The following is a 13,345-nucleotide window of genomic DNA, read 5'->3' as shown; positions in this document are numbered from 1 at the left end:
CCTTAGCCGCCCTATCCGGTGACCGCCTCAGCCACACCTTTCAATGTCGGAATTTCCACCACGAGCGCGGACACTACCGTCCTGAAGGTTGCGACCGATTTCCGGCATCTCGATCAAGCAGCCTACACCCGCGGTATCGAGCACATCGCTTGGACCGATGCCTGATCGCATCAGCAAGGCCGGACTTTCCAGCGCGCCTGCACACAGGACGACCTGGTCCGCAAAGACATCGATTGAGCCCCCGTGCCCGATCACCTCGATGCTGCGGACTTGGCCGCCACCGAGGACAAGTCGCCGCGCCTGCGAACCCTTAAGGATGGTCAGGTTGGCGCGGCCGCGAACGGCGGGCGTGAGCCAGGCATCCGCCGCCGTGACCCGTCGCCCCTCGCGGATGTTCATCGAATTGGGGGTAACGCCGATCATCCGGCCGCTATTGTGCCCCTCAAGGCGCGGCAGGCGCAGAGCGGCGCCCGCCTCGATGAACGCGCGCGTGACCGGACTGACCTCGTCTGACGGCAGATGGATCGGCATCGGGCCCCCCTTGCCGTGCACGCCATCGCCACCGAGCGGATGATCTTCGATGGCCTGAAAGGCGGGCAAGAGTTTATCCCAGCCCCACCGGTCATCGCCGGACGCGTCCACCCACGCCTGATAATCCAAAGGATGGCCGCGCATGTAGCCCATCGCATGCAGGCAGCTTGATCCGCCGACAACCCTTCCGCGCGCCCAGTGATGGATGCGACCTGCGGTCCCCTGCTGCGGCACGGTGCGATAGTTCCGGTCGTAGCTGCGGCCTTGAAGTGCCGGCCAGGCGGCGGGCACCCAGATGTCCGGATCGGTGGGTTCTTCGCCGGCCTCGATCAGGAGGACCCGGCGCCCAGGCTTCTCGCTCAGGCGTGTTGCCAACAGGGCCCCGGCAGAACCGCCACCGATGATGACGACATTGCAATTCCACGTGCGTTCACTGTCCGGCGCCTGGGTCATCACCACTCCGTGTCATCATCGGCGTATCGCCCGCCGCCGACGGCCGATGACGGCGGGCCTTGCGAGCGTCGCCGGATGCCGGAAGCGATCGACCGGCACGCGGGACGCTCAGATATTGCTGTCCATGGCAATCTTCGCCGCTGCCTTGGCCCTCAGGACGTGCTTCTTGGCCGCCTTCCGGGCGGCTTTCGCGTCTCGGGCCGCGATCGCCTCGAAGATCTCCCGCATCTCCAGAAGACTGTTCCACGCCCTGCCTTCCAGGGACATCGAGCGTCCCCGAAAGAAGCTGACCCTGGCCAGAAGGCCCCGATGAACCTCCTCCAGCACAGGGTTTCCGCAATTGGCGAGAATGATGGCGTAGAAATCGGCCGCGGTGGTCACCTGGGCCATGCCATCCTTGCTCGAAGCGGCCGCTTCGAATGCCAGGAGGGATGCTTCCAGCGCCTGCACTTCCGCTTCCGTGATCCTTGCGGCACATCGGCCGGCGGCCTCGACCTCCAACAGCTCTCGGACCTCGTAGATGGCCATCGCCTGTTGCCAGGAGAGGGCGGGGACCGAGGGCCCCTTGTTGGGCACGATCTCGATCAGCCGTTCTGCCTCCAGACTGCGCAAGGCCTCCCGGAGCGAGGGGCGGCTGACCCCCAGCTGCGTGCAGAGCTGGCTTTCCACGAGGCGGCTTCCAGGCTTGAACAACCCGGAAAAGATGGCCAATCGAATCTTGTCGACGGTCCCCTGCTGAACCGTGCGAGGCGAAACGCGCAAGTTCAAATCTGCCATCGGCTTCCAATCAATCGGCGCGAGTTTCCAGGCGGACCCACGATGCGTGGCGCGACACGCCATGCGACAGCGCCTCAATAGCGTGTCCCGGATCGGTTGTCAGCTTCAAGATTGGCATATTGCCAGATTGCCAGATTGACAGACAATCCGTGTTGACGAGCCTCGGGATACTGTGCTCCATTCTCGGCTGAGAGGCAGCAGTGGCGAGGGGCGGGACATGCTGGCAGGCACCTTTTCTGACCAACTGAATTCGCGACGGGTGGACATTGGCCGCATCACGCTGAACGTACGCGAGCAGGGCCACGGGCCCTTGATGCTATTCTTCCACGGCATCACGTCAAACTCGGCCGTCTTCGCGCCGCTGGTTGATCGATTGTCCTGCCGCTTTAGGACCATTGCGGTCGACCAGAGAGGGCATGGCCTCAGCGACAAGCCCGACTCCGGCTACGAGGCGAAGGATTACGCGGCTGACATCGCCGGATTGATCCGCTCGCTCGACGCCGGCCCGGCCATTCTCGTGGGGCATTCGTTGGGGGCACGGAACTCCGTCACGGCGGCGGCGATCTACCCTGACCTGGTACGGTCGGTCATCGCCATCGACTTCACGCCCTACATCGAGTCGGACGTGTTTGATGCGCTCGAGAGCCGGGTGAACGCGGGCGATCAGCTCTTCAAGGATGTCGCGGCGGTCAAGGCCTATCTTGCCGGTCGCTACGTGAACCTTCCCCAGGCCGCGATCGAAATTCGCGCCGAGAGCGGCTACCGCGCCGTCGAGGGCGGCTTGCGTCCGCTGGCCTCGCCACCGGCCATGGCACAGACCGCAATGGGCCTCCGGGCGGATCTCGTGCCGGTCTATCAGCAGGTGACGAAGCCCGTCCTCATCGTCCGCGGCGAACACAGCAAGCTTGTCTCGGCGGATGCGCTGTCCAAGACCAGCCGGCTGCGGCCCGACCTCCCGGTGGTCGTGGTCCCCGGCGCCGACCACTACGTCAACGAGGTTGCTCCGGAGATCACGCTGAGGGCCCTTGCCAACTTCGTCGACGCCTGAGGCTCGGCACCCGCACCATCTTTAAGCATCAGCAGGATCCAGCAAAATGGCCAACATGACTTCAACCTCCGGCAGAACGCGCCGTGCGGAAATTGCCGGAGGCGGTTTTGCCGGCCTGACTGCAGCTATCGCGCTCAGGCAGAACGGCTGGGATGTCCGCCTACACGAGAAGAGCCCGGAGCTCAGAGCCTTCGGCGCGGGCATCTATCTCTGGCACAACGGCCTGCGCGTTCTGGAAGGCGTCGGCGCGATGGAAGATGTACTGAAAGGCTCCCACACGCCGCCGACCTACGAGACCTGGATGCACAACAAGTCCGTTTCCAGGGAAACGTTCAACGGACTGCCATGGCGGGTCATGACACGCAGCCATCTGCACGACGCGCTGGTCCGCCGCGTGCGGGAAGTGGGTGTTGATATCCGGGTCAACTCAGAGGCGGTCGCCGCCGATCCGCAGGGCCGCTTGACGCTGCAAACCGGCGAGGTCCTCGAGGCTGACCTGATCGTCGGCGCCGACGGCGTTGGCTCCAAGGTCAGGGATTCCATCGGCTTCAAGCAGGAGCGCTGGAGCGCCACCGACGGCATCATCCGCCTGATCGTGCCCCGCAAGAAGGAAGAACTCGGGGACGGCGAATGGGACAACACCATCGACATGTGGAACACCAGCCCACGCGTCCAGCGCATCCTCTATTCGCCGTGCAACGACAGGGAACTCTATCTCGGCATGATGGCGCCAGCGGCCGATCCGCGCGGGTCTCGCGTGCCGATCGACCTGGACGTATGGGTCGAGATGTTCCCGTTCCTGGAACCCTGTCTCGTCGAGGCGGCGAAGCTGCAGTCGGCCAGATACGACAAGTACGAGACCACCAAGCTCGATAGTTGGACGCGCGGCAGGGTCGCGCTGGTCGGGGATGCCGCGCATGCGATGTGCCCGGCGCTCGCACAGGGCGCTGGCTGCTCGATGGTCAATGCCTTCAGCATTGCCCAGGACGTCGCGTCCGCTTCGTCCATCGAAGAGGCGCTGGTCGGGTGGGAAAAGCGAATGCGCCCGATCACTGACCGCTGCCAGGCCATTTCCGCCGACTACGCGGCCAATCGCTCTCTGTCGAAGGGCAACATGTTCACGCCGGCGGCACTGGAGGCTGCCTGCTACGACCCGCTGCGCAAGGTCTCTTCATGGCCGCAGTAGGACCGGACCACCGTCACAGAATCTGGGTGCGCATCAGCGGCCCGCTTCTCGGGAGATAGGAATGGATTATTCGGTCGAAGTCGAAAGGCACTACGCGGTCAGGGGGTGGTACTCCCTCGTCCATGAGATCCGGCATGACGGCGGCACGCCGGGAGATACGCTGATCAAGGCGGCGGTTGGCGTCATCATTCGAAATCCGTTCGCTGGAAAGTTCGTCGCTGACCTGGGCGACCTTACCAGGCCAAGCCTTGCCATCGGTTATGCGCTGGGTGAGCGCGCTGCCGCGTTGCTTCGTGGCCGCGCGGTCGAAAGTTACGGCAAGGGCGGCATCGCCGGCACGTCCGGAGAGCAGGAACATGTCGTCGCCTGCATCACCACGGCGTTCGGCAATCCGCTGCGCGAAGCGGTCGGCGGCGGCGAGGCCTGGATTTCGTCAGCAAGCAAGGTTGCCGCGGCCGGCACGGCAATCGACATCCCGCTCGCCCACAAGGACGAGCTCTACATCCGCTCGCACTACGACGCGGTCACCTTCTCAGTGCCGGACGGACCACGTCCGGACGAGCTACTGATCTGCGTCGCCGTGGCAACCGGTCCGCGCGTGCACCAGCGCGTCGGCGGCAAGACCGTCGCGGACCTCAACGCGGCCGTCTAGGCCCACCGGAATTGGAAGCATAGGCCCATGCCCCTGAACATTATGGATCTCAAGATAATTTCGGCGGATTTCGAGCCGCTAGGACATCTGCGCGACGAGCATGCCGGCGACAAGGGCAACGTCTTGCCAAGGCTCACGGTCAGCGGCGTCCCCGCCGGCACCAAGGAACTGGCGGTGATCTGCCACGATCCTGACGCGCCCCTGGCCAACGGCTTCACCCATTGGACCGTCTACGGCATCGACCCGTCGGCAACCGACCTCTCGGACGCGCAGGACAGGTTTCGCGTCGGTCCCAACGGGGCCGGCGACAAGCAGTATTACGGACCCCAGCCGCCCGCCGGGCACGGCATCCATCACTACTATTTCTGGGTCTACGCGCTCGATACGAATGTCGAAGGAACGCCGACCCGAGAGCAATTCCTGGAAACCTATGCCGGCAACATCATCGAGCAGAACCGCATAGTCGGTCTCTACGAGAACAAATGAGGCGACACCGCCTGTCGACTGAAAATTCAAGTTGCTTGTGATTGGAGGGGGCGCTGATGCCAGAGGTCAATAGTACTCACCCGTAATTACCCACCCCCTTGTCACGGGCCGAATTCCCTGAATCCATGGACGGATGGATCGCGGTGATTTGCAGCGTCTGACGAAGGAAGAGTTGATCGATCTGGTGCTGAAGATTCAGCGTCCGGAGAAGACGTCACGCACATCCTCGAAGCCTCCGTCTAGTGACCGCAAGGAGCGCCGTGAGCAGGCAAGACCTGGCGGCGCCAAGCCCGGTCACGAAGGCCACAGCCGAGCGATGGGTGAGGATTTCGATCGGCTCGTCGATCACCGTCCCGAGCAATGCTCCTGCTGCCAGGCAGCCCTGGCCGATAGCCTTCCCGCGGAGATCGGCGGCACGTACGAGACGGTCGATCTGCCGGAGATCAAGCCGTTCGTGACGCGTCATCGCCGGCTTTCGGTTTGTTGTCCTTCCTGCGGCACGCTTGTCTCAGCGGGATTGCCCGATGCGGCAAGGGGGACGCCGTTCGGGCCGCGGCTGCATGCGGTGGCGACCTATCTTAAGACCTTCCAGGCCCTGTCCTATGAACGGCTTCAGAAAGCTCTGGCCGATCTCTTCGGCTTGCAGATCAGCCAGGGCGGGCTGATGAACATGCTGCGCCGGGCGCAGGGCACCTTCGTCGCCGACCGCGATCTCGCCATTGCCGCCCTGCGCCGCTCCAAGGTGGTGGCCTCGGACGAGACCGGCGTTCGCATCGAAGGCAGCAACGCCTTCCAATGGGTGTTTCGCTGCGATGACGCAGTCGTCCATCGTGCCGCTCCGACCCGTGGTGCCATCGTGGTCAGGACCCTGATGGACGGGCACCGGCCAAAGGTCTGGTGTTCCGATCGCTACTCTGCCCAGCAGGGACATGCCGACGCCCATCAGACCTGTCTGGCTCATCTGGCCCGCGACGTCGCCTACGCCGAACAGGCGGGCGAGGATCTGCTGCCGTCGCGGCTGCGGATCTGGCTGTCCAAGGCTTTCGCTTTGGCCAGCGGCATCACGACCTTCGCCGCATCGACCATCGTCGCCAAGCGCCGTGCACTGGAGCGAAGTCTTTCCGAGATCCTCGCCGCACCGACCTCCTGCCCTTTCGCTCGAGTGGTCCAGCACAAGTTCAGGCGAGCGCGCGACCAGCTCCTGACCTTCACTCTCTGGACCGGGATGGTCGAGGCCACCAACAACGGCTGCGAGCGCGCCCTGCGACCGGCCGTGATCCAGCGCAAGGTCACCAACGGCTATCGATCCATGTGGGCCGCCGAAGGCGAAGCTGACATCCGAACCGTCGTCGATACCGCCCGGCTGCGCCAAGGGGGCAACGTCTTCAACACAATTCTCGAGACGGTAGGCGCCTGACATTCTACGGAATGCGGGGGTGGGTAATTACACTCACCCGAAGCTGTTCGAAGAGCTGGTCATCGCGACCAAGATCCTGCTGCACGAAGGCATCATGGATACGTTCGGGCACATCAGCGTGCGTGACCCGCTCGACGCCGAGAGCTTCTTCCTGGCCGAAAAACTGGCGCCGAGCATGATCACGAAGGACGATATTCTTCGCTTCAATCTCGACGGGGAGACGACGGACAACCGCCCGTCCTACCTTGAGCGCTACATCCACAGCGAGATCTACAAGGCGCGGCCGGACGTTCAGTGTGTGCTCCACACCCACTCGCCGGCCGTGCTGCCCTACTGCTTCGTCGATACGCCCTTGCGCCCGGTGACGCATATGGGTGCGTTCATGGGCGAGTCCGTGCCCGTCTACGAAATCCGTGACAAGCGGGGGGAGGAGACGGATCTCTTCGGCGGCAGTCGCGAGGTCTGTGCGGACATCGCGGAAAGCCTCGGAAAGCAGACCGTCGTTCTGATGGCCCGCCATGGCGTGGTGAACGTCGGCAACTCCATCCGCGAAGTGGTGTTCCGCGCATTCTATCTCGAGCAGGAGGCGGCGGCGCTCACGGCCGGCCTGCAGATCGGCACGGTCAAGTATCTTTCGCCGGGCGAGGTCACCACGGCCGGCAAGCTCGTCGGGGCGCAGATTGACCGCGGCTGGAACCACTGGTCGCAGCGCCTGCGGGAAGTGGGCCTGCTGTCGTGATGTCCTTGGAAAAAACCTCGCGAGAATCGAGCCCGGCCCGGAAGCAGGGCGTCCGGTCTCGATATCCTTCTGGCGCAGGCGCATAACGGGAAGGCAGCGAAACTCACCATGCCGCACGCGGAAAGCTACGACTACGTCATCGTTGGGGCCGGATCGGCCGGTTGCGTCTTGGCAAACCGGCTGAGCGCGGATCCGAAATGCTCGGTGTTGTTGCTGGAGGCCGGCGGCTGGGATCGCGATCCGATGATCCAGATTCCGCTTGGCTGGGGAAAAATCCTCACTGAGCGCCGGCATGACTGGATGTATTTCTGCGAACCTGAGGCAAATGTCGGTGGCCGCAGGGTCGAGTGCGCGCGCGGCAAGGTCATCGGCGGTTCATCGTCGACCAACGCCATGGCCTATGTGCGTGGCAATCGAGGGGATTACGATCGCTGGGCAGCGTCCGGGCTGAGCGACTGGTCGTACGAGAAGGTCCTGCCCTATTTCCGCAAGCAGGAAAGCTGGGAAGGGGGCGCCGACGAATACAGGGGCGGCACAGGTCCGCTCGGCACCCAGTTCTGCCGCTACAAGGATCCGCTGATCGATGCCTTTGCGCAGGCCAGCGTCCAGGCCGGCTATCCGCAGACAGAGGATTACAATGGCGCGGAGCAGGACGGTTTCGGTCGTCTGCAGATGACGATCTCCAAGGGTCGTCGCTGTTCCACCGCCAGCGCCTATCTGCGGCCGGCGCTGAAACGTCCGAACCTGACGGTACTGACGAACGCGATGGCAATCGGGATCGTGCTCGAGGGCGCGCGCGCCACCGGGATCACGCTGACGCATCAGGGCGCCGAGCGCACGGTGATCGCGCGCCGCGAGGTGCTGCTGTCGGGCGGTGTCATCAACACGCCGCAACTGATGATGCTGTCCGGCATCGGCGACGAGGAGGAACTGGGCGGCCACGGCATCCAGACGCGGTTGAACCTCCCCGCGGTCGGCAAGAACCTGCAGGATCATGTCTCGGTCATTCTCATGTACCGTCGCCGGGAACCCGGTCCGTTCAGACGCATGATGCGCGCGGACCGCATCGGCCTCGATTTCGTCAAGACCTATCTGACCGGCAAGGGCTTTTCGGGCGATGTTCCCGGCGGCGTCGTCGCCTTCCTGAAAAGCGATGCTGACCGGCCTCTGCCGGACGTGCAGCTGCTGTTCACGGCAGCTCCGCTTGCCGCGTGGCCCTATTTCGAGCCGTTCAAGGCGCCGTTTGCTGATGGCTTCGCAGCGCGGGTCGTGGCGACGCAGCCTGAAAGCCGGGGCTCGGTGAAGCTAGCCTCGGCCGACCCCGCCGCGGCGCCGCTGATCCATCAGAACTTCCTCGCCTCGACGAGAGACTGGGAGTCGCTGCGGGCCGGCTTCCGGGTAGCCCGGGACCTGGCCAGGCAACCCGCCATGCAGCCCTTCGTCGAGGCGGAGTTCTTTCCCGGTCCGAAATGCGAGAGCGACGACGAGATCGACGAGCACATCCGCAAGACGTCCATCACCGTCCATCATCCGGCGGGGACCTGCCGGATGGGCGCCGACGCGGCCTCCGTGGTCGATCCGCAGTTGCGTGTGCGCGGTCTCGGCGGCCTCAGGGTGGTCGACGCGTCGGTCATGCCGGATCTCGTCTGCGGCAACATCAACGCGGCGGTGATCATGATCGCCGAGAAGGCCGCTGATCTCATCACGACATCGGGGAGGACTTGATGCGCGAACGCAAAATCGAGGCATGCTGCGAAAGGTTGGCACTAGCGGTTCGTACGGTTGGTTCCAGCGCATCCGGTGTGTCTCGATGATCCGCCGCGTCGCCATCATCGGTCTCGGCACGATGGGGCCCGGCATGGCCGCCCGGCTCGCGAGGGGCGGTCTCGACGTGGTTGCCCATGATGTCTCTGCCGCCGCGATCGAGCGGGCAAAGTCCATGCTTGGCACCGCCGAAACCGTTCTCGACGCTCTGGGCATCGCGCCTCCGGCGGACGGTGTCGGGACCGTGCACTTCGCCGACGACCTCGCGACCGCTGTCTCGGCCGCCGACCTCATCATCGAGAACGTACCGGAAAACGAGACGATCAAGGCCGAGGTCTATCGCAGGATCGACGGGCTGATCGCTCCCGACACGATCGTCGCATCGGACACGTCCGGCATTCCGATCACCAAGCTCCAGGCGCATATCTCCCATCCCGCGCGCATGGTCGGCATGCATTGGTCGAACCCGCCGCACATCATCCCGATGATCGAGGTGATCGCGGGAGCGCAGACGGCCCCGCAAACCGTCCAAATCATCCGCGACCTCATTCGCGCGCTGGGCCTTCTGCCCGTCGTGGTGAAGAAGGACGTGCCGGGCTTCGTCGAAAACCGCGTGCTCTATGCGCTTCTGCGCGAAGTGGTCGACCTCGTGGAAAACGGCGTTATCGAGCCCGAGGACATCGATACCTGCGTCTCCTGGGGCATCGGCTACAAGCTCGCCGTCGTCGGGCCGATGGCCCTGCTCGATATGGCGGGACTGGACATCTACAACTCGGTCTCGTCGTTCCTCAACGCCGAACTCTCGGATCGCAAGGATGTCGCGCCGATGATCGGAGCCAAGATCGCGGCCGGCACGCTGGGCATCAAGTCGGGGGAGGGCATCTACGCCTACACGCCCGACCAGATCGCCCAGCTCCAGAAACACCGCGCGCGAAAATTTGTCGCCATCCGGCGCATCCTCGAGGGCAGCGACTAGGGTCATGGCAGGAACCGATCGCGCCACTTTGACCGAGACTGACCCGATCACGGCGCCGTCGCGTCTGGCGGGCTCGGCGATGAACGTGCTGCACTTCCTGCTTGGCCTGACACTGCTCTTTGTTGTCGGAGTCAACTTTCTGAATGCGGCCAGCCGCTATCTGTTCGGCATCTCGCCCGTGGGGGCCGACGAATTGATGGTCTATGTCGTCAACTGGGCGGTCATGATCGCCTCGATCCTCTCCTTGTTCCTGCGGTCGCACATCAACGTCAATCTGCTGCCGCTCTACTCGAGAGGGCGGTTCCACCACCTGCTGCGTGTCGTCCACGATCTGGCTGCGGTGTTTACCTGCGGCTACGCCACCTACGCCTCCTGGCTCTTCATCGGCCGCATCTCGGCACTGGGCGTGAAGAGCATGGGGCTCGGCGTGCCGATGACGATTCCGCACGCCGCGCTGCTGGTCGGCTTTGGCGGGCTGACCCTCGCGGGTGCGATCATGCTGGTTCGCGACCTGGCGGCGTTGGTTCGCAATGAACCTCGTAAAGAGGTCCAGCCATGATTCTCTCGCTGGCCATCCTCCCGCTCTTGCTGCTTGCCGTCGGCACGCCCGTCTTCCTGGTGTTTCTGACCGCGGTTGCGGTCACCATGATGTTCGTCCTGCCCTTGCCGGCGGTCGCCCTGCAACAGGTCATGTTCGGCGGTCTCGACAATTATGCCTTGCTGGCGATCCCCTTCTTCGTTTTCGCCGGCGAGCTGATGAATTCCAGCGGCATCGCCAACCGGTTGATCAACTGGGCCATGGCCATGGTGGGGCGCGTGCCGGGCAGTCTCGGCGTCGCCACGGTCGGCGCCTCCACCGCGATCGGTGCGATCAGCGGGTCGAGCGTCGCGGCCGTCGCCGCGCTCGGAAAGACGCTGTATCCGAAGCTGGTCGCTTCCGGCTACGGACGCGAGCGGGCCGGCGGACTGATTGCCGCCAGCGGCGCGATCGACATCGTCATCCCGCCGAGCATCGCCATGATCCTGTATGGGCTGGCGGCCGAACAATCCATTCCGAGGCTGTTCAAGGCCGGCGTGCTTCCGGCGCTGCTGATGGCCGCGATGATGGCTGGGTTCGTCATCATGGTTGGTTGGCGCGAACGCATTCCAAGCGAGGCCGGCTTCGAGCCGCGCGTGGCATGGCAGGCTACCAGAGACGCCTTCTGGGCGCTCCTGATGCCCGTCTTCGTCCTCGGCGGCATCTATCTCGGCCTGTTTTCCCCGACCGAGGCCGGCGGCTTCGCCTGCGTCTATGCCATCGTTGTCGCCATGTTCATCTACCGCACGATGACGCTTGGCGACGTCATCCGCGCCGCGGGCAACGCCGCGATGCTGTCCGGCCAGATCCTGATCATCGTGGCGGCCGCCAGCGTCATCACCTGGATCCTGACGACCCAGGGCGTACCCCAGGCCATCATCGCGTGGATCAACGCGCTGCAGCTCGATGCGCTGACCTTCCTGCTCGTCGTCAACATCGCTCTGCTGGTGATGGGCTGCTTCCTCGACCCGACATCCGCGATCCTCGTCTTTGCGCCCCTGTTGGTGCCGATCGCCGTATCCCTCGGCATCGATCCGATCCACTTCGGCATCGTCATGACGGTCAACCTGGCCATCGGGATGTTCACGCCCCCCTTCGGTCTGAACATCTTTGTCGCCCAGTCGGTCACCGGCCTGCCGGCCCACTCCCTCTATCGCGGAGTCATGCCCTTCACGATCGTGCTCGTGCTGGCGCTGCTCATCATCACCTATGTGCCGGCGTTGTCATTGACGCTGGGGTCGAGCCTCTAACGACGGAGATTTCCATGCTTGTCAAATTCCTCAAACTTGCTCTTCTTGCCTCCGCGATCGCACTGACGCCACTCGCCGCGGCGCAGGCGCAGTCGACGATGAAGCTCGCCTCGGCGACGATCAACGACGTGCAGCACGAATGGCAGAAGGTGTTCGCCAGCGAATTGCAGGCGCGCGTCGGTGACGCCTTGAAGACCGAAATCTATCCAGCCAGCCAGCTTGGCGCCATTCCGCGCATGGCCGAAGGCGTGTTGCTCGGCACGATCGAGGCCTTCACGACCCCGACCTCGTTCATGACCAATGTCGATCCACGCTTCCAGGCTTTCGACGTTCCCGGCCTGTTCAAGACGCCGGACGACGTCCATGCCGCGATCCATGATCCCGAGTATCGCGGCCATCTAGAGGAGATGTTCCTCGACAAGGGTCTTCGCGTCATCGGGGCGATCTACAACAGCCCGACCGTCGTCTTCACGATGAAGGACGTGACGACGCTCGATGGCCTGCGCGGCCTGAAGATCCGCACTTTCGCGTCGCCACTGCAGATCAAGCCGATGGAGCTGCTGGGCGCGACACCGTTGCCGCTGGCCCTGACCGAGGTCATTCCGCAGCTCGAGTCCGGCGGTCTCGATGGCATGCTTGTCGGCATGCCGATCCTGACGGCTTTCAAATATTACGACGTCGGCAAGAACATCCTCGATCTGCGTTTCGCGCAGATCGTCTCCGTGACTGTGGTGAACGAGGACTGGTTCCAGACCCAGACCGATGAGGTCAAGACAGCGATCATCGAGGCAGGCCGCGCAGCTGAAGAGCTGGTCTTCCCGTGGGGCGTCGAGAATGTCGAGAAGACCTACAAGATCTGGAGTGACAATGGCGGCAAGCTCAACGAGCTGTCCAGCGAGGACCAGGCCGCCATGGAGGCAGATTTCTCGAAGCTGGCGGCGGACGTCCTGGACGCGGAGCCAGCGGTAAAGGCGGAATATGATCGCTTGCGCGCCCTCGTCGACGCCAGGCCCCAGCAGTGAGCGCGCAGGCCGGTCCCATTTTAGCGGCAGGCAAGTCTCGGGCCTTCGGTCCGGCAGTCGAGTTGCCGCGCCTGCGGCTGGTCGCGCTCTAGCGGAAGGTCCCAGCGCGTTTCGTAGGTGCGGCCCTTGACGCCGCACCAGGCGCGCTCGACCGGGAGAGCCTCGTCGCGCGCGTTCATCGCCGCCCATGCGCCGCTGAGCGTGTCGAAACGCAGGTCGAGGCTGGCATGTTCATCGGGCGCGATGCTGGCGAGATTGGTCGCGAACCAGTGTGCGATTTCGGCTTGGCAGAGGATGGTGTCATGCCCCGAATTTCTAACGTCCACCGGCAGCCGGATAAGGCCCTTCTGGTCCACGGGTTCGCCGCCCGCGGCGGGGCAAGCAAAGACCGCGAAGGCGGCAACAGCGAGAAGGAGAGGTGAACGCGCCAAGCAGGCCTCCAGTCCAAAGTTCTAAGAAAAATAAAA

Annotated in this window: 14 protein-coding genes; 11 read left to right on the top strand and 3 right to left on the bottom strand. The window is 64.0% G+C overall.

Features of this window, described 5'->3' with window-relative positions; all coding sequences use genetic code 11:
• Positions 1-27: 27 nt before the first annotated feature.
• Together Sa4125_RS11970 and Sa4125_RS11965 are read right to left on the bottom strand one after the other, a co-directional pair.
• The gene (locus Sa4125_RS11970) at positions 28-984 is read right to left on the bottom strand and encodes a GMC family oxidoreductase (protein ID WP_223998300.1); all 957 of its coding nucleotides are present in this window, start codon (positions 982-984) and stop codon (positions 28-30) included.
• Positions 985-1,092: 108 nt separating this feature from the next.
• A complete protein-coding gene (locus tag Sa4125_RS11965) occupies positions 1,093-1,761 on the bottom strand; it encodes a GntR family transcriptional regulator (protein ID WP_223998299.1) in 669 nt (222 codons plus the stop codon).
• A 217-nt stretch (positions 1,762-1,978) separates the two neighbouring features.
• On the opposite strand from Sa4125_RS11965, the gene Sa4125_RS11960 reads away from it, so the two are divergent.
• The 11 genes from Sa4125_RS11960 to Sa4125_RS11910 all read left to right on the top strand — a co-directional run bounded on the left by Sa4125_RS11960 (position 1,979) and on the right by Sa4125_RS11910 (position 12,878).
• Complete coding sequence (locus Sa4125_RS11960; protein WP_223998298.1) at positions 1,979-2,809, top strand: alpha/beta hydrolase; 831 nt, start codon at positions 1,979-1,981, stop codon at positions 2,807-2,809.
• Between the two features lie 46 nt (positions 2,810-2,855).
• Positions 2,856-3,995, top strand: a complete 1,140-nt coding sequence (locus Sa4125_RS11955) for an NAD(P)/FAD-dependent oxidoreductase (protein ID WP_223998297.1) — start codon at positions 2,856-2,858, stop codon at positions 3,993-3,995.
• Positions 3,996-4,056: 61 nt separating this feature from the next.
• Positions 4,057-4,647, top strand: a complete 591-nt coding sequence (locus Sa4125_RS11950; RefSeq protein ID WP_223998296.1) for an amino acid synthesis family protein — start codon at positions 4,057-4,059, stop codon at positions 4,645-4,647.
• Positions 4,648-4,674: 27 nt separating this feature from the next.
• On the top strand, positions 4,675-5,133 hold the full coding sequence (locus Sa4125_RS11945; RefSeq protein ID WP_223998295.1) for a YbhB/YbcL family Raf kinase inhibitor-like protein: 459 nt from the start codon (positions 4,675-4,677) through the stop codon (positions 5,131-5,133).
• Positions 5,134-5,266: 133 nt separating this feature from the next.
• Positions 5,267-6,550, top strand: a complete 1,284-nt coding sequence (locus Sa4125_RS11940) for an IS66 family transposase (protein WP_223998294.1) — start codon at positions 5,267-5,269, stop codon at positions 6,548-6,550.
• 19 nt (positions 6,551-6,569) lie between these two features.
• Positions 6,570-7,289 (top strand): class II aldolase/adducin family protein, encoded by a 720-nt coding sequence (locus Sa4125_RS11935; protein WP_223998293.1) that lies wholly within the window; start codon positions 6,570-6,572, stop codon positions 7,287-7,289.
• A 108-nt stretch (positions 7,290-7,397) separates the two neighbouring features.
• Positions 7,398-9,014 (top strand): choline dehydrogenase, encoded by a 1,617-nt coding sequence (locus Sa4125_RS11930; protein WP_223998292.1) that lies wholly within the window; start codon positions 7,398-7,400, stop codon positions 9,012-9,014.
• 85 nt (positions 9,015-9,099) lie between these two features.
• Complete coding sequence (fhmpcd1, locus tag Sa4125_RS11925) at positions 9,100-10,029, top strand: 5-formyl-3-hydroxy-2-methylpyridine 4-carboxylate 5-dehydrogenase (protein ID WP_223998291.1); 930 nt, start codon at positions 9,100-9,102, stop codon at positions 10,027-10,029.
• A 4-nt stretch (positions 10,030-10,033) separates the two neighbouring features.
• Positions 10,034-10,588: a TRAP transporter small permease gene (locus Sa4125_RS11920; RefSeq protein ID WP_223998290.1), complete on the top strand. Its 555-nt coding sequence runs from the start codon at positions 10,034-10,036 to the stop codon at positions 10,586-10,588.
• Positions 10,585-11,856, top strand: coding sequence for a TRAP transporter large permease (locus Sa4125_RS11915; protein WP_223998289.1), 1,272 nt, complete (start codon positions 10,585-10,587; stop codon positions 11,854-11,856). The genes Sa4125_RS11920 and Sa4125_RS11915 overlap by 4 nt, the downstream gene beginning before the upstream one ends.
• 14 nt (positions 11,857-11,870) lie before the next feature.
• The gene (locus Sa4125_RS11910; protein ID WP_223998288.1) at positions 11,871-12,878 is read left to right on the top strand and encodes a TRAP transporter substrate-binding protein; all 1,008 of its coding nucleotides are present in this window, start codon (positions 11,871-11,873) and stop codon (positions 12,876-12,878) included.
• 20 nt (positions 12,879-12,898) lie between these two features.
• On the opposite strand, the gene Sa4125_RS11905 is transcribed toward Sa4125_RS11910, so the two are convergent.
• On the bottom strand, positions 12,899-13,309 hold the full coding sequence (locus Sa4125_RS11905; RefSeq protein WP_223998287.1) for a hypothetical protein: 411 nt from the start codon (positions 13,307-13,309) through the stop codon (positions 12,899-12,901).
• Between the last annotated feature and the right edge of the window lie 36 nt (positions 13,310-13,345).

It is taken from the genome of Aureimonas sp. SA4125 (genome assembly GCF_019973775.1).
Lineage (GTDB): Bacteria > Pseudomonadota > Alphaproteobacteria > Rhizobiales > Rhizobiaceae > Plantimonas.
This window is presented reverse-complemented; position numbering and strand designations above follow the sequence as displayed.

Coding starts and splice junctions, on each gene's coding strand:
- Sa4125_RS11950 (WP_223998296.1), top strand. CDS start 4,057: ATGGATTATTCGGTCGAAGTCGAAAGGCACTACGCGGTCAGGGGGTGG.
- Sa4125_RS11965 (WP_223998299.1), bottom strand. CDS start 1,761: ATGGCAGATTTGAACTTGCGCGTTTCGCCTCGCACGGTTCAGCAGGGG.
- Sa4125_RS11915 (WP_223998289.1), top strand. CDS start 10,585: ATGATTCTCTCGCTGGCCATCCTCCCGCTCTTGCTGCTTGCCGTCGGC.
- Sa4125_RS11920 (WP_223998290.1), top strand. CDS start 10,034: ATGGCAGGAACCGATCGCGCCACTTTGACCGAGACTGACCCGATCACG.
- Sa4125_RS11960 (WP_223998298.1), top strand. CDS start 1,979: ATGCTGGCAGGCACCTTTTCTGACCAACTGAATTCGCGACGGGTGGAC.
- Sa4125_RS11955 (WP_223998297.1), top strand. CDS start 2,856: ATGGCCAACATGACTTCAACCTCCGGCAGAACGCGCCGTGCGGAAATT.
- Sa4125_RS11945 (WP_223998295.1), top strand. CDS start 4,675: ATGCCCCTGAACATTATGGATCTCAAGATAATTTCGGCGGATTTCGAG.
- Sa4125_RS11910 (WP_223998288.1), top strand. CDS start 11,871: ATGCTTGTCAAATTCCTCAAACTTGCTCTTCTTGCCTCCGCGATCGCA.
- fhmpcd1 (WP_223998291.1), top strand. CDS start 9,100: ATGATCCGCCGCGTCGCCATCATCGGTCTCGGCACGATGGGGCCCGGC.
- Sa4125_RS11970 (WP_223998300.1), bottom strand. CDS start 984: ATGACCCAGGCGCCGGACAGTGAACGCACGTGGAATTGCAATGTCGTC.
- Sa4125_RS11930 (WP_223998292.1), top strand. CDS start 7,398: ATGCCGCACGCGGAAAGCTACGACTACGTCATCGTTGGGGCCGGATCG.
- Sa4125_RS11940 (WP_223998294.1), top strand. CDS start 5,267: ATGGATCGCGGTGATTTGCAGCGTCTGACGAAGGAAGAGTTGATCGAT.